Origin of the sequence: Brevibacterium casei CIP 102111 (genome assembly GCF_900169275.1) — a bacterium.
GTDB classification, from domain to species: domain Bacteria; phylum Actinomycetota; class Actinomycetes; order Actinomycetales; family Brevibacteriaceae; genus Brevibacterium; species Brevibacterium casei.
Window position 1 is genome coordinate 1 of sequence record NZ_FXZC01000009.1, and the last position, 18,012, is coordinate 18,012.

Genomic DNA, 18,012 nt, shown 5'->3' on the forward strand with positions numbered 1-18,012 from the left:
CTCGCTGCTGGTGCGGGACTGCTGCTCGTCGGTGGTGCTGCTGTGGTGCTGACGATGCGTCGGGTGAAGAAGAACTGAGTTCTCTGACAGTCACCATGTGACTGTGTGAGATCTCGCGAGGGGCGTTCCCACTGGGAGCGCCCCTCCTTCACGCCCGAAAGTCGTCCCACCGCACCGGAACCGAGTTCCCCGTCTCCCATTCCTCCCGGAGGATCGCGTACCCCACCGCATCCCGGACTTCGCCGTCTCCGACCGGCCACGCTCGGCGATGGTGCGCCTCCTTCGACCAGCCGGCCCGGACGAACACCGTCCTCATCGCGATGTTGTCCTCGCGGGTCTGCCCTTCGAACCGATTCGCCGAGGTGGTCGTGAAGAGATGATCGGTCACCGCCCTGAGCGTCGGCACCCCCAGACCCCGCCCGCGGTGCCGTTCATCCAGCCGCAGATCGAACATCGGAGTGTCATCGCCGAGGTCGTCGAACCGGACGAGACCGACCCGCCCGCGCTCCGTGTCGACGACCCAGAACGCGGCGCCGCCGTCGCCGACGAACCCGGCCGAATCGACGAACGCAGCGGCCTGCTCCGGCGTGCGGGTTCCGGAGTTCGCATGGAACGGGAACGCATTCTCTGAGAAGAACTCGATGAGTCGGTCCCGATCGCTCCCACGCGGGTCGATCGGCTCGAGGACTATGCTCATGGAGACAACCGTACTGCGACGACGCAGACAGGGAAGTGGGAATGAGCCTCGACGACGATCCGTTCGACTACCGCATCACGAAGTCCGGCATGATCATCATCGGCCGCGGCGGTCGCACCGTGATGGAACTCGGCGGCAAGCAGGCTGCGGCGCTCATTCCCAAGCTCGGGGCAGGCGACGCCGCCGACCAGCAGCTCCTTGCCCGCGTCACGGGCAACTATCGCCGTGGCAGCGAACGCCAGTCCGCCCGCCGGACATGACTTGTCGAACGTTCAGTCAGTGGTAACGTGGATCACATGACGAGCCAAACCCTCAGCGACTTCGCCCGTGCGACCTCCGTGACGCCGACGTCCGAGTCCACCTTCGTCGCCGATCTCGATGGAAGCTGGAAGGTTGCCGGCGCGATCAACGGCGGCTACCTCCTCGGCGTGATGGGCCGAGCGCTCTCCGAGACCGTTCCCGACCTTCCGGACCCTCTCGTCATCTCCGCGTACTATCTCGGTCCCGGTGATGCCGGTCCCGCCGAGGTGGCCGTACGGACCATCCGGACGGGACGCTCGAGTGCGACGCTGGGAGCCGAGCTCACCCAGGACGGACGGCCGACGATGACGGCCCTGGCCACGTACGGCAGCCTCGGTGGACTGCCGGGCGATGTCGCCACCTCGGCGAGTCCACCGGACCTCCCTGCGCCCGAGGACTGCATGCCCATGGCCGACGGACCCCGGGAATTCCTCGACGCCGCACCGATCGTCTCCCAATACGACATGCGCCTCGACCCCGCCACGGCGGGCTTCGCGGCCGGGAAGCCGAGCGGGCGCGGTCTGCTCCAGGGCTGGATCCGGCTCGGAGACGGTGCCGATGCCGACCCCCTCGCCCTCCTCGCCTTCCTCGACGCCTTCCCGCCGGTGATGTTCGATCTCGGACGGTTCGGCTGGTCACCGACGATGGAGCTCACCGCGCACGTCCGCGCCCTCCCGGCGCCGGGCTGGATCGCGGTGAAGGTCGAGACGCGCAACATCGCCGGCGGCATGTTCGAAGAGGACTGCGAGCTGTGGGACTCGACCGGGCGCCTCGTCGCCCAGTCCCGGCAGCTCGCGCGACAGCCTCGCAGCTGACCGCTCCGACGCGGGGAGGGGAAGTGCGACCCTCGGACGTCTCTCGGGACTGTCGTGCGCGCGTCATGTGACGGCCGACTGCGGTTCGTGACCGAGCGGGGCGGTCGTGTCAGAGGTGAGGGCTAGGGTGAGTCCATCACCGCCGATCATGCGTCGCCGATCATCGCACCACAGCAGAGAGAACCGACCCGGAAGGAACCCGAAGGCATGGCTTCACTTCACTCCCTGAGCATCACCTTCGACTGCCTCGACGTCGAAACCCAGTCGCTGTTCTGGGCCGAGCTCCTCGGCGCAGAGATCGACGACGGGGCCAATGAGTTCGTTGCGAGCATCGGCGGCATCCACTCCGGAGAATCGCCGACCCCGGGCATGCTCTTCCTCAAGGTCGACGACCACGTCGAAACGAAGAACCCGCTGCACATCGACCTCGACGATCCGCACTATCCGGCCGACGTCGACCGGGCGATCGCCCTCGGGGCGACGAAGGTCGGCTCGTTCGATGAGTTCGGCATCGAATGGACGACCCTCAGGGACCCCGAGGGCTACGTCTTCGACATCGGCCGTCGGAAGCAGAACTGAGGAAGGAACCCCGATGAGTCTTCCACTCGACGATCCGAGACCCGCACCGAGTGAACGCGACGGTCTCGTCGACTACCTCGAGTACTACCGACAGGTGCTCAGACGCAAGGTCGACGGCCTGAGCTCTGCGGACCTCAACCGCACGGTCGGTGCGTCGACGCTGACGCTCGGCGGGATCATCAAGCACCTCAGCCTCGTCGAGTACTCGTGGTTCCTCGAGGACATCCTCGGTGAGGATCTGCCCGAACCGTTCGCGACCATCGACTGGCGAGCTGACCCCGACTGGGACTTCCACAGCGCCGCCGACGATTCCCTTCAGGATCTCCTCGACCTCCACGAGACGGCGTGCGCGGCTGCCCGAAGTGTCCTCGACGGAGTCGACGATCTCGATCAGGAGCTGGTACGACGACGTCACGGCCACGTGCACAATGTGCGCTGGGTGCTCATCCACATGATCGAGGAGTACGCACGGCATGCCGGTCACGCTGATCTCATCCGGGAGAGCATCGACGGCAGCGTCGGCGACTGACATCACGCTCCAGAGACCGCTGTGAACAGGCGGACGGGACGGTGCATATGAGACCCTGGAAGGAGACGTTCTTTCCCTGCCCCCTGACGAAGGCGATCCTTGACCTCACCTGCCCCTGACACCACGAGTGCTTCCGACAACCCCGTGCCGCGTTCGAAGGCGTGGATCCCGCTCGACCTCGTCCGCGGTTTCCTCATCGGCTCCGCCGAGCTCGTCCCGGGAGTCTCCGGCGGTACGGTCGCCCTGGTCACCGGAGTCTACGATGAGCTCATCGATTCCGCTGCGCACGTCGTCAAGGCCGCGAAGACGCTGGTGACGGGGCCGAACCGGGTCAGAGGCATGCTCGACGAGCTGCGTCGCACCGACTGGTTCCTCATCATCCCCGTCCTCCTCGGAATGGCGACCGCCGTCTTCAGCATCGCCGGCGTCATGGCCGGGTTCGTCACGAACAACCCCGAGCTCGCCCGCGGACTCTTCTTCGGTCTCGTCGCGGCGAGCATCGTCGTCCCGCTGCGGATGCTGCCGGCCAGGACGCCCCGCCAACCGATCCTGCTCGGCATCCTCGCCTTCCTCGCCGCGGCGGCGCTGGCCTTCTGGATGACGGGGCTGGCCGGGGGAGCGGAGGTCGAGAACCCGCCGCTCATCCTCGTCTTCCTCGTCGCCTCGATCGCCATCTGCGCTCTCGTCGTCCCCGGCGTCTCGGGATCGTTCTTCCTCCTCGCCGTCGGCATGTACACGACGACGCTGCAGGCCGTCGACAGCCGCAACCTCGTCTACATCGCGGTCTTCGGGCTCGGTGCCGTGGTCGGACTCGCGGTGTTCGTCAACATCCTCCGCTACTTCCTCCACAACCACCGCTGGTGGACGCTGCTCATCATGGCCGGACTCATGCTCGGCTCCCTCCGCGCCCTGTGGCCGTGGCAGTCCGCCGCCGAGGTGGGCTCCGACGGGGAGCCGCACGGTGCGGGCGGCCTGCTGGCCCCCTACGATCCGGTGCTCGGACCGATCCTCCTCGCCGCCGTCGGTGCCGTCGTCGTCCTCATCCTCATCGTCATCGAGTCGCGTTTCGCCGGGAAGCGGAACGAGGAGTCAAGCCAGGGAGTTTGACGTAGAGTGAGCTTCGACCGCATCTGCCTCACGTGAAGGAATGATCGAAGCATGGCGACCACAGCACTCGAAGGCAACCCCGTCCACACCGTCGGCGATCTGCCCGCCGTCGGCACCCAGGCTCCCGCGTACACGCTCGTCGGCAACGACCTCGGCGAGGTCAACTCCTCGGAATTCGCCGACAGCCGTGTCGTGCTCAACATCTTCCCGAGCGTCGACACCGGAGTATGCGCCGCCTCGGTCCGCAAGTTCAACGAACTCGCCGCCGGCCTCGAGAACACCACAGTCGTGTGCGTCTCGAACGACCTGCCGTTCGCGCAGGCCCGCTTCTGCGGTGCTGAGAACATCGAGAACGTCATCACCGCCTCCGGATTCCGCAGCGCCTTCGGCAAGGAATACGGTGTGACCATGGTCGACGGACCCTTGGCCGGACTGCTCGCCCGCTCCGTCGTCGTCCTCGACGCCAATGGCACCGTGGTCTACGAACAGCTCGTCGACGAGATCACCACCGAACCCGACTACGACGCAGCGGTGGCCGCACTCGGCGACTGAGGCACCACCTGCCCCGTCCGCCGGGGACACTGCCGGCCGTCCACTGGGGCTCAGCGAATCCGTTCGCTGAGCCCCAGCGGCGTCTGCGGTGGATGTTCATCTCCCCGGCCGAGGGTCCACGGCTGAGGATCCGCGGCCGGGGATCGGCCGCCGAGGGGATCCGCGGTCGAGGGGGCAGCGCACGGCGCCGGGTCCTCACATGTCGATGACCTGCACCGGCAGCGCATACTCGACTCCGGCCTCTTCACCTGCGCTCGTGCAGATGTCGGTAATCATCTCCTTGGGCTCCGGATGATCCGACAGGGCTTCGAGGTAGACGGTGTGGGCTTCGAGGGAGGCGACGCCCTTGGCGACGTCCTCGGCGCTGAGCTCGATCGCGTTCGTCGGCTCGGAGCCGGTGACGAGGAGACGGGTCGCCTTCCACGCGGCGAGACCGGCAGCCGCGAGGTCGGTGAACAGCCACGGATTGTCCGCGTCTCGGATCGCATCGATCGTCGCAATCCCCGTTGCGCGGTGGTCGACATGATTGAGGCCCCACGGGACTTCGAGGCGCCAGTTGGTCATCATCACGGCGTCGGGACGGAATTCGCGGATCCTCTTCGCGATCGCGTGCCGGAGCGCCTGATCGGGTTCGAGCAGTCCGTCGGGGAAGTCGAGGATCTCGAGGTCGTCGACGCCGACGATGCGACAGGCATTCGCCTGTTCCTCGGCGCGCAACGGGCCGACTTCGACAGGCGGGAGGTTCCTGATGCCCGCCTCGCCGTGTGTGAGGAGAAGATAGGCGACGGTCTTGCCCTCACCCGTCCACTTCGCCACGGCCGCGGATGCGCCGTACTCCATGTCATCAGGGTGGGCGACGATGCAGAGGATGCGCGAGAGTTCGGAATCATCGAGGAGCGGGAGATCGGTCATGACCTGAGCCTATGCCTCCCTGGAGACTCGCGCCAGGATCGCAGCGGACTCTGTGCCGTACGATGTCTGTGACGACGACGGAAGGCCTGCTGATGATCCCTCGGCTGCTGCTCGGCGGAATGCTGAGCCTGAGCCTGTTCGTGACAGGGTGCTCGGCGCTCAGGGTGAGCACGTCGGAACAGAATTCGAAGCCGGTCGAAGTCGGGCTGAGAGACAGTGCGCAGGCCACACCGGAACCGACCGAGAAGGCGATCCCGGACGGGATGGAGGAGGTCGCAGTCACGCTCGGTGAGGAATGCCCGATCTCCGTCGAGTTCGCAATCGATCGCCGATGGGGCGATGGGGTGGGCTATTCCGGCTACTGGCTGTACTCGAACGGCGATGCGCGTCTCATCAGCGTCAACTGCTACGCGTGGGGCGGGACGCAGCCTCAGGATGTCACCGACGAGGCCATGGACGTGACGTTCTCGGAATCGGGTTCTCGCGTCGTCTCCGAGAAGGTGGGCGAGACCCCGGGCGGAGTCTTCTGGACGGTCCAGGGTGTGCTGGGGCCGTCGGAGGTGCGTTCGATCGCGAGCACGGAGTCGGTGCTCTACGGGGCAGTGGCCGGGATCCGCGACGACGGCCGGCTGTACAAGGTCAGTGTCGAGATGGTGGCGAAGTCCGATGACGCCGAGGCAGCTGCCGTCTACGCGCAGATGCTTCCGACGGTGCGCTTCGCCGGAAACGCGCTCACTCCGCCGCCGGGGCTGAACTGACCGTCGCCTCCTCCGCTCGCCGAGCCCGGGTGCGTTCCGTGCCGCTCGCGACCGCTGCATCCGCTGCACCGCCGGACGTCCGACGCGCCGCTGCCTCATTGCTGTCCATCGCGGGAGCGGAGTCGAGGGTGTCGAGCCGTTTGAGGAGTTCCCGGGCGGCGATGCGCCCGGCGCGCGTCGCCCCGACCGTGGAACTGGCCGAACCGTAGCCGACGAGGAATATGCGGTGATCGTTCTTCACCGCCACCTCGGTGTCCATGGCGATTCCGCCTTCTCTGGAGCGCAGGTGCAGGGGAGCGAGGTGGTTGAGCGCGGCGCGGAAGCCCGTGTTCCAGAAGATGACGTCGACGTCTTCGACCCGTTCTTCGGGGAAGGGCTGCCAGGATTGGGGAAGGGCGAGGCGGTCGCTCCGGGAGGGTCCGAGTCCTTCGGAGGAGGCGGTCGCCTCGGCAGGGCGGGCGGGGAAGTGGACGCCGTGGGGGAGGATCTCGTCGAACATCCCATGGGAGACGAGGACCCCGGCCTCGACACCGTCGAGGAACTCGCGTCGCAGCGGAAGACCGGTGGTGCGGACGACGCTGGCCGGCGGCAGACCCGCGAGGGTGCGGGAGCGCACCGCCCGTTCGACTTCGAGACCCCAATTGCCGTCGAACTCTCTGGCGGTGAAGTTCGGGGGGCGTCGGGTGGCCCAGAGGGTATCGGTCACCTCGGCGAGCTGGAGGAGGAACTGGGTGGCGGAGATGCCGCCGCCGACGACGAGGGTGCGCAGTCCGCGGAAGTCCTCGACGCCGCGGAACTGGGCGGTGTGGAGCTGCAGGCCCTCGAACTCGGCGATGCCGGGGACGAAGGGGACGTAGGGATGCGTCCACGTGCCGGTGGCGTTGATGATGAAATCGCTGGTGAGGTGGACGCGTTCGCCGTCGAGGCGGACGGTGATCTGCAGTGGTCCGGTGCCGGTTTCGGCCGAGGTCACGTTCGCCACCTCGGCGGGGCGGACGACGCAGAGTTCGAGTTCGTCCTCGAAGCGGGAGTAGTAGTCGGTGACGATCGCCGAGGCGGGGACCGAGGGATCGGGGGTGCCCAACGGGAAGCCGGGGAGGTCGGCGATGTGGTTCGTCGACCCCAGGGTGAGTGATTCCCATCGCTGTCGCCAGGCGCCGCCAGGACCGTCGGCGGCATCGAGGACGATGAAGTCCCGGCCCGGCTTCAGACCGTCGCGCCAAAGGTAATGGGCGGCGGAAAGACCCGCTTGACCTGCGCCGATGATGACGACTGGCCAGTGGGAATCGGGGAGCAGCTCGGTGAGTCGACAGACCATGGCGACAGTCTGACAGGTTCTGTTGGGTTTTCCTGTGTGAGTTGACTGAGAATATGGACGGGTTGAGGATGAGGCAGTGAACAACTCATCAGCGTCCTCCGAGCCGTCGAGCTCGTCTCAACCGGCGAATCCGTGGCGAGCACTCTGGGCACTGTGCGTCGGCTTCTTCATGATCCTCGTCGATTCGACGATCGTCTCCGTTGCGATGCCCGACATCATGGCGTCGCTCGGCGCCGACATCAACGCGGTCGTGTGGGTGACGTCGGCGTACCTGCTCGCCTATGTCGTACCGCTGCTCATCACGGGTCGACTCGGTGACAAGTACGGCCCGAAGAGGGTCTACCTCGTCGGTCTCGTCGTGTTCACCCTGGCGTCGCTGTGGTGCGGGCTGACGGCCAGTGTCGGAGCGCTCATCGCCGCCCGCGTCGTCCAGGGACTCGGAGCTGCGGCGATGACGCCGCAGACGATGGCCGTGATCACGCGCGTCTTCCCGCCGGACCGGCGCGGTCCCGCGATGGGACTGTGGGGTGCCGTGGCGGGCATCGCCACGCTGCTCGGACCGATCATTGGGGGACTGCTCGTCGATGGTTTCGGCTGGGAGTGGATCTTCTTCGTCAACGTGCCCGTGGGGCTCATCGGCCTCGTGCTCGCGTGGCGTCTGGTCCCGCGCCTGCAGACGCATCCGCACAGCTTCGACTGGCTCGGTGTCGTCCTCTCCGCGTGCGGGATGTTCCTCCTCGTCTACGGAATTCAGCAGGCGCACGCGGTCGAATGGGGTCCGCTCATCGGGCCGATCACCGTGCCGTTCGTCATCGGGGGCGGGTTGGCCTTCCTCGTGGCGTTCGTGCTGTGGCAGAAGCACACCACCGCCGAGGTGCTCGTCCCCCTCTCGCTGTTCCGTGACCGGAACTTCTCGCTCGCCTGCGTCGCCATGACGACCGTCGGATTCGGTGTCACGTCGATGGCGTTCCCGTTCATGCTGTGGGCGCAGAACGTCCTCGGGTACACCCCGACCCAGGCGGCGCTGCTGCTTGCGCCCATGGCCGTCGTTTCGACGCTGCTCGCCCCGTTCGTGGGCCGGATGGTGGACACGGGCAATCCGCGGCTGCTGGCGGGGATCGGGCTGGCGGCGTTCTCTGTGGGACTGTTCTGGTTGGGCGCACTCCTCGATGCGAACTCGTCGCCGTGGAGGGTGGTGCCGGCGATCGTGCTGCTGGGCGTGGCCAACGGATTCATGTGGGCACCGATCAGTTCGACAGCGACGCGGAATCTGCCGCTGCACTACGCGGGCGCTGGGTCAGGTGTGTACAACACGGTGCGTCAGGTCGGGGCGGTGCTCGGCAGTGCGGCGATCGCTGTGGCGATGGAGGCCCGGCTTGAGGCCAACATCGGTGATGCCAGCGGCATGGCCGGCGGCGGAGAAGCCGGTGTGGGAGGTTCCGGTGGGGCGGGGGCTTCCGGTGGGGCTGGGGCTGGCGCGGGTGGTGCCGGCGGTGGGGGAAGCGTCGGCATGCCGGACGCGATCGCTTCCGGCTTCGCGGACGCGATGGGACAGGCGCTTTGGGTTCCGGCTACGGTCGTCGTCATCGGCTTCATCGCTGTGATGTTCTTCGAGCGGAGGAAGTCCCGTGCGGAGAGGTGACTCGGCTTGTGCCGACTGATGTCACTGACAGTCGGGGCCGTCGGGATTCGTCGCGCAGTCCTCGTCGACGAGGTAACGGTGGAATCGGTAGACATCGATCGCCAGCTCGTTGCTCGCCACGTAGGCATAGCCGTCGATGGGAATCCACGGGCCGCCGTCGACCGAGAACTCACCGCTGAAGGTCGTCGTCATGCTGACAGTCGTCGGGCCGACCTTCTGGAAGTCGTGGCCGATGACCGGGTCGTCGCCGGGTTTCGGCTTCGATCCCTTCTTGGTCGTCGTCGCGCCGGTGCCGTCGCCGAAGTCCCAGTTGTACTTCTCGGGTGTGACTTTGACCGTGACGGCGTAGCCGAGGAGAGTCATGTCGATGTAACTGACATCGGCGTCGGTCCAGAACGCCGCGGGTTTGCCGATGACCGCCCAGTCCTTGGGCCATGCACTGATCTTGGGTGCAGGGATGTCGAACGTCTGGAACTGTGATTCGGGGATCTCGGTCGGCGGTTCCGGCCGAGCAGGACCCCCGCCTCCACCGCCGCCACCTGGCGGATCGGGAAGGTCCGCGCAGATGTAGCCGAGCTCTTCGTACACGCAGTCGGGCGGACCACTCCCGCCGCCACCGGAGCCCCCTCCACCGCCAGAGCCGCCGCCTCCGCTGCCTCCGCCGCCTCCGCTGCCTCCGCCGCCGTCAGATCCTCCTCCGCCTGAGCCGCCGCCACCACCTCCGGAGCCGCCGCCTCCCGGGCCAGAACCGCCACCTCCGCCGGGATTGTCTACCGAGCAGCTGTTGATGTTTCTCATGTCGCAACCGGGCCCAGAAGCAACTGCCCTGGCGGAACCAGTCACGACAAACACCAACATCAGGGCAAGTGCAGATGTCACGCGAATCCAACTCGGAGTTGATGCCTTCAACACGAGCGGTCCTTTAGTGTCTGAGCTGCGACCTTCCAACTTCCGTCTTCGTATGTGATCTCGTGCTCCATCGTTGCGAAATCCGACGTCAAAGTCGGAGTTTCGTTCTTCGGAGCTAGTGACCATTTGGTTAGATCAAAGCAAAACTGGACATTTACCCTTTCCGGGGAAGCGCTTCCCTGGATGCCGTCGAACTTCGTAACTGCTACCTTGGTGGGTTCCACGTTGCCGGTGAAAACATAGGACCCGTCCTCTATCACTTGCGAGTCGCCTTGAATCGATTCCAGGGCTTCGCCTCTTGCGTAGCGAGAGAATTCCTTCGTGGCTTCATAATCGCCTTTATAGGCTCGGTTGACCACTCGGAAGAACCCATCGAATGCCACCAGCGCCCCTTCCACCGCTTCTTTCTCCTCGTCGGTGAGGTCGAGGTCGGTGGTGTACTCGGGAACGGATGGCGAACTTGCCGTTTCTGATGGTTGCGGCGCTGGGAGCGTCGACGTGGGCGCGCTCACCGGAGAATTGTCAGCACATGCCGTTGTGAACGCGCTCAGGGCGACGATCGCAGCGACTGCAATCGACGCCCGACTGCGGCGTGTTCCACGCGCGCGATAAAACCAGGGTCGACGAACGGGTGTAGCGAATCCGGTTCTCATTCCACGCCTCTGTGGTCCGTGATTCCGGCACCGTCACTGTCCGGGTGCCCGGGAGCACCACATTATGCGAGTTCCCGCCGATTGAGAACAGATGAAGTTGAATCTGTGGATAACCCGCGCACGAGTCGAAGGGGCCCAACCGCCCGTTGCACCTCCCACCGATATGGCAGGCGCACGACGCCTCGCGACAAGAGCACGCGGCGACGCGCACATCTGTGGGGAGTAATCTTGACCGAGGACATGACCGTTGCGCGAGCGACAAGAGCGTGCGCACAATCCCTGCAAGATTGGTATCACCTGAACAATGACCGACCTGACGTGGATCCCGACTGAAGCCCCTTCGCTGAGCGCATTCCTCGGCTTCGACCTACAGCCCATTCCCGTCATCCCCGTCATCGCCGGGCTTGTCGCCCTCGCCTATACCTTTGGCTGGATCCGCCTGGCTGTGCAGGGTCGGCCGTGGCCGGCGTGGAGGGGGATCCTCTTCCTCCTCGGGTGTGCGCTGCTCGCCGCGACGATGGGCCTTGCGATCGAGGGCTACGGCCAGGTCATGTTCTCGGTCTTCATGTTCCAGCAGATGACGCTGATGATGGCGGTGCCGCCGCTGCTGCTCCTCGGCGCTCCAGGTACGTTGCTCCTGCGGTCGACGCCGCGCAATCTTCCCGGCCGGATGGTGCTCAAGACGGCGATCTTCGGACTGCGGTCATGGCCGGGCAAGGTGATCGTCCATCCTCTGTTCTCGATTCCGCTCTTCCTTGTCCTCTTCTACGGCCTCTACCTCTCGAACGCGGCGAGCTGGGTCTTCAACCAGGGGATCGGCGTGCACATCGGGCTCGAGCTCGTCTTCCTCTTCACGGGAATCGTGTTCAACGCGACCCTCATCCCCGCCGATCCGCTGCCGGTTCCCGAATCCCACGTCGTCCGCATCTTCCACTCCTTCATGGAGGCAGGCCTCCATGCGTTCTTCGGCGTCATCGTCATGATGGCGACCCTTCCGCTGGTCGATCGTTTCGCGCAACTCCCGCCGAGGTGGGGGATCGACCCGATGGAAGACCAGAAGCTCGCCGGTGGGATCGCGTGGGCCTACGGCGAAGGCCCTGCCGTTCTCATCCTCCTCATCATCCTCATCACCTGGTTCCGGCAGGAGTCGAAGAACAACGAGATCCGCGACCGCTCAGTTGCGGAGCACGGTGACAAGGAGCTCGACGCCTACAACGAGTACCTCAAGGGACTGGCTCGCGGAGAAGAGCGCGGCTGAGGCTCCGCTGGTCGTGTTTTGCCCCGGTGTCATCACCGGCGCGTAAGATCACCCGCAACCAGGCCGAACCCGCCGCGTCGATCAGCTGCAACCAAGCCGAACCGACCGCGTCGATCGGCCTCACGCCCCAGCCGACCGGGGACCACTGCTAAGGCGTTCGGAGAGTCACTGCGCACATTCGCCCCTGATCAGAAGCGCAGACCACCACACACCCAGCACACTTGAGAACAAGAACAGTTGACGAGGGATTCGAAGCGCATAGAACAGGAGTCAAATAATCGAACAAAAAACAAAGAAAACCATTGACAACACCGAAACACGTGTATACTAGGAGCATCAACACCGACGTTGATGAATGGACCAGGAGGCCATGACTCTCACCCCGGACCGCACCCCGAAGAAGCCGAAGCGCCACGCTCCGACTCCCTCGCAGGATGCGCCCGGGCCCGATGAGACGTCGACGAACCCCCGCAGGACACCCGCGGCTGATGGTCCACGTGACGAGGCGATCAGCGAAGAACTCCAGTCACTGCGCGACCAACTCGCCCAGGCCGGATTCGACCTCACCGGCCACCCCCTCGCCGACGACTTCGACGCCCTCGACCCCGTCACCACCAACGCCCCGGTCCCCGAGGACCCCGCATTCGACTACTTCTCCACCATCGATGACTCCGACATCGACCTCTTCGGACCTCGCCGAGACAACGGCGGAGAAGAGGCGGACGAGTGGCCCGGCGATGCTCCCTCACAGGACCCCGAACACCCGATCCCAGACGACACCGCCCATCCCGGCGACCTGCCCGCGACCGCCCGCAATGGCCAGTCACAGTCGGTGCCGTCGACTCCCGCGAACTCAACCAACACCCCGGGGCCCTTCGCTTCCGGCTCGTCGATCCCGCAGTCTCCTGATGACTCCACAACGTCGGTTCCCGTCGGCACCCCCACCACGGACACCTCGGAGACTGTCGGCACAGGCACCGTCGAGACGGCTGATGCTCCTGGGTGGGTGAGTCGCCACCCTCTGCTCACTGACACCGCGTGGGCGGACCTGTCGGGGTTCGCTCCGGAAGTCACGACCAGCATCACCACCCTCATGGACTTCAGCACCGGGCTGCGCTCCTTCGACCGGCCCATGGGCCCGGATGAGGCTCTCCTGCTCATCGATGGCACCGAGGCCCTGTCCCGGATCACCGAGGCACTCTCCACCCTGGCACTGTCCGTCTACGAACGCGTCGGAACACCAACTGACACAGGAGCCAAGGACACGAAATCCCTCATCCGCGACCGGCTCAACCTCACCCCGACCGAAGCGAACCGGCGTACCGAGTTGGCGAAGAACCTCGGGGGCAGGGTCGATACCACCGGACAAGCCCTGCAACCGTTGTGTCCGGAAGTCGCCGAAGGCCTCCATGCGGGCATGCTCTCGGCCGGGCAGGCGAAAGCCATCGATGACTGCCTTGATGACCTGCCCGCCTGGGTGTCAGCCGAGCAGCGGGCGGATGTGGAGAAACGCCTCGTCGACTACGCACCCCAGGTGCGGGTGAAGGATCTGCGGGGCATCTTCGACCGGATGCTTGCCTATATTGATCCCGACGGGGCCAAACCTCGTGAGGAGACCCCGCGCACGGACTATTCGGTGACGATCCGGCCCAAGCGCAACGGGGACTGGGTGCTCGGGGGACTGCTCGACCCGGTGTCCGGGGCGGCATTGAACGGGTTGCTCACCTCCCGCATCCACTCAGCCACCCCCGACGGTACCGCCGGCGGTGCCGGTGTCGGTCACAGCAACGCTGACGCAGACCAGGGCGACGCGCCTCTGGCAGGCGAGAATGCCTCGAAGACCGCGCCCCCCGGGTGCTCCGGCGCATCGACAGACGGCAGTAGTGCTGCTGGGGGCCAAGATGCGCTCTTCGAGATTGTCGATCAGGTCCTCCACGGGGAGCTCCATGATGCGCCTCTGCCGATCCCGCAGGCACCCCCAGACTGGGCAGTCCCGCCTGCCACCGACGACTCCTACACGCTCGGCAACGGTGACGGCGACGGCACGGGTTCTGCCACTTCGGCCGGAATCACCGATCCGACCAACACCACAGGCGGCGTGGCTACCGGTTTCCCGGTTGGTGTCGGGGTGCGTGAGGACGGCACCCCGGTCGACCTCACCGGGCAGCGGCCTTCGGCGCGGGCGTGGATCTATGAACGCTTCGCGACCCTGATCTCTCGGATCAGCATGGACCAGGCCGGTACCGGGTCGCCTTACGCTCTCGTGGTGACCGCGACCGCTGAGGATCTCGCTCTCCGGACTGGGGAGGGCACGACCGGGGTCGAGACCCTGATCCCGATCCACGAACTGGCCACCAACGGGCTCAACGGGGACGTGTTCTTCCACCTCATGAGTGAGACCGCGCACACGATGCAGGTGATGACGGAGAAACGGTTCGCGAACAAGAAACAGGTCGCGGTCATCACCGCCCGTGACAAGGGGTGTACGTTCCCCGGGTGTGATGCGCCCCCGGGGTGGTGCGAGGCCAACCATGTGGTGCCCTGGGCCAGGGGTGGGAAGACGACGATCAACAATCTGGCTCTGGCCTGCAGTGCCCACCATCACCTGTTGGATCGCTCCGACTGGGAGATGCTCATGCTTCTGGATGGGCGTCCGGCGTGGAGACCACCGGCGTCGGTGGATCCTGCCCGACGACCACTGTTGCATCCGCGGTTCCTGGCCGAGGAGATCATCGCGTCTCTCTTCGACGACCACCCTGACGAGTCCGGGCCCAGCATGGAGAACTCCGACGGTCTCGCGGCGGAGTCCGTGGATGAGCGCAACAGGTCTGACGGGGACGAGGCCGGCAGTAATGACTGGCCGGACGCGGCTGGGTGAGAGGGCACAGCCCTGCCTGCAGTCGATTCTGGGCACAGCCCGGTCCCCAGGGGAGTGCCGGTCAGTGTCGAACTATTTCTTCGCTGCTTTCGCTGCGGCCTTGGCCTGCTTCTTGAACGCCCGGACCTCCTGGAGGGTGTCCTCGTCGACAACATCAGCGATCGAGCGGCGACTGCCCTCGGTGCCGTAGTCACCAGCGGCCTCACGCCACCCCGACGCCTGCAGACCGAACTGCTTGCCGAGGAGAGCGAGGAAGATCTTCGCCTTCTGCTCCCCGAATCCCGGGAGCTTCTTCAGCCGCTTGAGCACCTCGGCACCCGTCGGATCCCCGCTCGTCCAGATCGCTGAGGTATCGCCGTCGTAATCATCGACGATCGCCTCGGCGAGCTTCTGCACTCGCGCCGCCATCGACTTTGGGAACCGATGCACAGCCGGCTTCTCGGCGAACTTCTCGAGGAACTCATCCGGGTTCATCTCAGCGATCTCATGCACATCGAGCTTGCCGAGTCGGTCGGCGAGCTTCGCCGGACCTGCGAAGGCGACCTCCATCGGCACCTGCTGGTCAAGGAGCATTCCGGTGAGCAAGGCGAAGGGGTCATCGGCGAGGAGTTCGTCGGACTTCGGATCACCTGAGAGAAAGACGGTAGTCATCTCCCCATATTCGCATGTCCCGTGGCGACCTGCCATTGTCCGATTCGCAACATGGGCAGCCGGCGGCCGTGACCGCGGGTCTGGCAGATCGCGATTCGATCGAGCTCGACTTTTTTGGGAGGACAACCTCGACTTTCCCTGCGAAGAGAACTCTGCCGCTTCCGGCCGAAGAGGCATAAGGTGGACTCGCAACCGACGCGAGAGAGGGCGGCGTGACATGAGTGAAGCGGTCGAGTACTTCGAAAGCGAACAGAACGACAACCGTGTCAGCACAGGGGTCTACAGGCTCAGGCTCGAGGTGCGAGAGGACGAGGACTTCGCCCAGAAGGGCATGGTCGAGATGACTGAGGACGGCACAGAGCTCATGCCGCGAGAATTCGTCGTCCACTATGAGACTCGCGAAGATGCCGACGATGCCTACAGCCGGATCGCCGAGGTGCTCGGCGACGACGAGACCATCCACTTGGAGAAGCGCAACGGCACCGGGCAGTTCACTGAGTGGATCCAGCTCGAGCCCGAAGACTTCTATGTCGACCCCGGTTCGGACAGTTGAGGTGAGACGCGTTGATGATCTGCCCGTGCTCGGGAATGCCCCCAGGAGCCAGCTTCGAAGACTGCTGCCGGCCCGCCCTTGATGGTCAAGTGTGGCCCACCACCGCCGAGGCGCTCATGCGTTCGCGCTTCACCGCCTTCAGCCTGAAGAACGCCGACCACCTGTTCCGCACGTGGCACCCTCGCACGCGACCGACCGATCTCGGAGTCGACGACCTGGTGACATGGACCCGACTCGATGTTCTCGGCACGACCGCCGGCGGCGAAGACGACGGCACGGGAACGGTCCACTTCCGTGCCCACTATCGAGACAGCCTCGGCGAACACGTGCTCGAGGAGAACTCGTCGTTCGCCCGTCGCGCGGGCCGTTGGCTCTACCTCGGACCCGCCGACGGGTGAACGACGCTCCAAGCGTCGCGCTCCAAGCGCTGGCGCAGCCGCTATACTCGGACCCAGTGGCGCATCCGACGCCCAGCCGCGGTCTGACACCCCAGCCTGCAGACCATTCGGCGAAGGGGAGCGAATCCTCGGATCGTCCTGTCAGTGGTGAATTCCTGACCGGGCATCGAGCTGGGGCGAAGCTCGGTCGAGCAAGGATCGACCACGATGACCAAGAACAGCGACTTCAAGAGCCTCATCCGCGCCCGCATGGCCGAGACGGGGGAGAACTACACGTCCGCTCGCGCGGCACTGCTCACCGAGAACCTCGTGAGGCAGACGGAAGCGCCGGACCTCGAAGCCCAAGCCGCCCTCGAGCGCTACAAGAACAAGGTCCGCGCGACCTTCGTCAAGGACGGTGCGTTCACCGCCATTCCCACCAAGCGCCGTGCCCTCGTCGTCCTCCTCCTCGACATCCGCGCGAGCCTCGACGCGGACCGGGTCTATACGGAGAAGGAACTCAATGCGCACCTGGGTCGGTTCCACCCGGACTTCGCCCGCCTCCGACGCGAACTCATCGACTACCGGTACCTCGAACGCAACGCCCACACCGGGGAGTACTGGATTGCCGCGGAGTTGCCGGAGAGGCGCGGGTTCATGATCGAGGAGGCAGGAGTGCTGGAGGACTCCGTTCGCTGATGCGCGGGCACAGCTGGGGCACCAGTGAGCTCGGATGGCGCGGCTGAACCGTCGTCTTGCGTCCCTGGTGAGGGAAGGGTTCCCTCCTGCACTGTCTGAGTCGATCCGGTGAAACGGTGCCGCCGATTCGGATGGCAGTCCGGCCGCTTGGACGCGTATCCTTGGAATCCCGACGGCCCGAACCCCGATGGATCGATTCCCGAGGGACGGAGCCCGTCGGACAGAATCCCGACGGGACGAACCCCGCGGGACCGAACTTCGACGGATCGATCCCCCGCTGGACCGCGAGCCGCTGACCTTAGAAGGAGATCCCATGAGCCAGGCCTACCACGCCGATTCGTCCGACCTCACCGACAAGGAGATCCTCACCTGGGACACCTTCGGACAGTCGGCCAGGGAGCTCGCCCAGACCATCGCCGACTCCGACTACGATCCCGAGATCGTCATCGCGATCGCCCGCGGCGGACTCCTTCCCGCCGGTGCACTGGCCTATGCCCTGGGGCTGAAGCTCTCCGACGCCATCAACGTCGAGTTCTACACCGACGTCGAAGAGACTCTGCCCGACCCGATCCTGCTTGCCCCGATGCTCGACATCGACGCGATCAAAGGCAAGAAGCTCCTCGTCGTCGACGACGTCGCCGACTCGGGTCGCACGCTCGCCCTCGTCCTCGAACTTCTCAAGAAGAACGGCGCCGAGGCCCAGTCCGCGGTCATCTACGCGAAGTCCGCCTCCATCGTCGACCCCGACTTCGTCTGGAAGCGCACCGACCAGTGGATCGTCTTCCCCTGGTCTGCCGAACCCCCGGTCCAGCCCTCGCGCTGACC

Annotated in this window: 20 protein-coding genes; 14 read left to right on the forward strand and 6 right to left on the reverse strand. The window is 65.6% G+C overall.

The genetic code is table 11. The features are described from left to right. Positions 1–148: 148 nt before the first annotated feature. Entirely contained in the window at positions 149–697 is a 549-nt protein-coding gene (locus BC102111_RS15975) for a GNAT family N-acetyltransferase (protein ID WP_101624824.1), read from the reverse strand. 41 nt (positions 698–738) lie between these two features. Between BC102111_RS15975 and BC102111_RS15980 the strand changes: the two genes are divergently transcribed. From BC102111_RS15980 to tpx, 6 genes are all read left to right on the forward strand, one after another. Beyond that, positions 739–957 carry a hypothetical protein gene (locus tag BC102111_RS15980; protein ID WP_101624825.1) on the forward strand — a complete coding sequence of 73 codons (219 nt, stop codon included), beginning with the start codon at positions 739–741 and terminating at the stop codon, positions 955–957. Positions 958–993: 36 nt separating this feature from the next. After that, positions 994–1,812, forward strand: a complete 819-nt coding sequence (locus BC102111_RS15985) for a thioesterase family protein (RefSeq protein WP_101624826.1) — start codon at positions 994–996, stop codon at positions 1,810–1,812. A gap of 207 nt (positions 1,813–2,019) precedes the next feature. Continuing rightward, positions 2,020–2,391 carry a VOC family protein gene (locus tag BC102111_RS15990; protein ID WP_009375074.1) on the forward strand — a complete coding sequence of 124 codons (372 nt, stop codon included), beginning with the start codon at positions 2,020–2,022 and terminating at the stop codon, positions 2,389–2,391. A 13-nt stretch (positions 2,392–2,404) separates the two neighbouring features. Then, the gene (locus BC102111_RS15995) at positions 2,405–2,920 is read left to right on the forward strand and encodes a DinB family protein (RefSeq protein ID WP_101624827.1); all 516 of its coding nucleotides are present in this window, start codon (positions 2,405–2,407) and stop codon (positions 2,918–2,920) included. Positions 2,921–3,019: 99 nt separating this feature from the next. Beyond that, positions 3,020–4,027: a DUF368 domain-containing protein gene (locus BC102111_RS16000; protein ID WP_223289852.1), complete on the forward strand. Its 1,008-nt coding sequence runs from the start codon at positions 3,020–3,022 to the stop codon at positions 4,025–4,027. Between the two features lie 51 nt (positions 4,028–4,078). After that, the gene (tpx, locus tag BC102111_RS16005; protein WP_101624829.1) at positions 4,079–4,579 is read left to right on the forward strand and encodes a thiol peroxidase; all 501 of its coding nucleotides are present in this window, start codon (positions 4,079–4,081) and stop codon (positions 4,577–4,579) included. Between the two features lie 195 nt (positions 4,580–4,774). Here the strand turns inward: tpx and BC102111_RS16010 are convergent, their stop codons facing one another. After that, on the reverse strand, positions 4,775–5,491 hold the full coding sequence (locus BC102111_RS16010) for a PIG-L deacetylase family protein (protein ID WP_095375763.1): 717 nt from the start codon (positions 5,489–5,491) through the stop codon (positions 4,775–4,777). Between the two features lie 62 nt (positions 5,492–5,553). Here BC102111_RS16010 and BC102111_RS16015 point away from each other — a divergent pair, with 62 nt between their 5' ends. Next, positions 5,554–6,249 carry a hypothetical protein gene (locus tag BC102111_RS16015; protein WP_232252573.1) on the forward strand — a complete coding sequence of 232 codons (696 nt, stop codon included), beginning with the start codon at positions 5,554–5,556 and terminating at the stop codon, positions 6,247–6,249. Here BC102111_RS16015 and BC102111_RS16020 read toward each other — a convergent pair. Continuing rightward, positions 6,224–7,567, reverse strand: a complete 1,344-nt coding sequence (locus BC102111_RS16020) for an NAD(P)-binding domain-containing protein (RefSeq protein ID WP_101624830.1) — start codon at positions 7,565–7,567, stop codon at positions 6,224–6,226. The genes BC102111_RS16015 and BC102111_RS16020 overlap by 26 nt on opposite strands. A 76-nt stretch (positions 7,568–7,643) precedes the next feature. Between BC102111_RS16020 and BC102111_RS16025 the strand changes: the two genes are divergently transcribed. Next, positions 7,644–9,209, forward strand: coding sequence for a DHA2 family efflux MFS transporter permease subunit (locus BC102111_RS16025; protein WP_101624831.1), 1,566 nt, complete (start codon positions 7,644–7,646; stop codon positions 9,207–9,209). Between the two features lie 21 nt (positions 9,210–9,230). On the opposite strand, the gene BC102111_RS16030 is transcribed toward BC102111_RS16025, so the two are convergent. Both BC102111_RS16030 and BC102111_RS17625 read right to left on the reverse strand, forming a co-directional pair. Beyond that, positions 9,231–9,797 (reverse strand): hypothetical protein, encoded by a 567-nt coding sequence (locus BC102111_RS16030; protein ID WP_009375091.1) that lies wholly within the window; start codon positions 9,795–9,797, stop codon positions 9,231–9,233. Between the two features lie 317 nt (positions 9,798–10,114). Then, positions 10,115–10,630 (reverse strand): hypothetical protein, encoded by a 516-nt coding sequence (locus tag BC102111_RS17625; RefSeq protein ID WP_146001444.1) that lies wholly within the window; start codon positions 10,628–10,630, stop codon positions 10,115–10,117. 445 nt (positions 10,631–11,075) lie between these two features. On the opposite strand from BC102111_RS17625, the gene BC102111_RS16040 reads away from it, so the two are divergent. Continuing rightward, a complete protein-coding gene (locus BC102111_RS16040) occupies positions 11,076–12,029 on the forward strand; it encodes a cytochrome c oxidase assembly protein (RefSeq protein WP_101624832.1) in 954 nt (317 codons plus the stop codon). 355 nt (positions 12,030–12,384) lie between these two features. Beyond that, complete coding sequence (locus BC102111_RS16045; RefSeq protein ID WP_101624833.1) at positions 12,385–14,907, forward strand: HNH endonuclease signature motif containing protein; 2,523 nt, start codon at positions 12,385–12,387, stop codon at positions 14,905–14,907. Positions 14,908–14,979: 72 nt separating this feature from the next. Here BC102111_RS16045 and BC102111_RS16050 read toward each other — a convergent pair whose 3' ends face one another. Then, a complete protein-coding gene (locus BC102111_RS16050; RefSeq protein ID WP_009375099.1) occupies positions 14,980–15,558 on the reverse strand; it encodes an HhH-GPD-type base excision DNA repair protein in 579 nt (192 codons plus the stop codon). A 217-nt stretch (positions 15,559–15,775) separates the two neighbouring features. On the opposite strand from BC102111_RS16050, the gene BC102111_RS16055 reads away from it, so the two are divergent. The 4 genes from BC102111_RS16055 to BC102111_RS16070 all read left to right on the forward strand — a co-directional run bounded on the left by BC102111_RS16055 (position 15,776) and on the right by BC102111_RS16070 (position 18,010). Further along, on the forward strand, positions 15,776–16,111 hold the full coding sequence (locus BC102111_RS16055; protein WP_009375101.1) for a hypothetical protein: 336 nt from the start codon (positions 15,776–15,778) through the stop codon (positions 16,109–16,111). Positions 16,112–16,200: 89 nt separating this feature from the next. Next, positions 16,201–16,509 (forward strand): YchJ family protein, encoded by a 309-nt coding sequence (locus BC102111_RS16060; protein WP_095375777.1) that lies wholly within the window; start codon positions 16,201–16,203, stop codon positions 16,507–16,509. Between the two features lie 207 nt (positions 16,510–16,716). Further along, positions 16,717–17,187 carry a DUF2087 domain-containing protein gene (locus tag BC102111_RS16065; RefSeq protein WP_095375778.1) on the forward strand — a complete coding sequence of 157 codons (471 nt, stop codon included), beginning with the start codon at positions 16,717–16,719 and terminating at the stop codon, positions 17,185–17,187. A gap of 313 nt (positions 17,188–17,500) precedes the next feature. Next, positions 17,501–18,010 (forward strand): phosphoribosyltransferase, encoded by a 510-nt coding sequence (locus BC102111_RS16070; RefSeq protein WP_009375108.1) that lies wholly within the window; start codon positions 17,501–17,503, stop codon positions 18,008–18,010. The last annotated feature ends 2 nt before the right edge of the window (positions 18,011–18,012 follow it).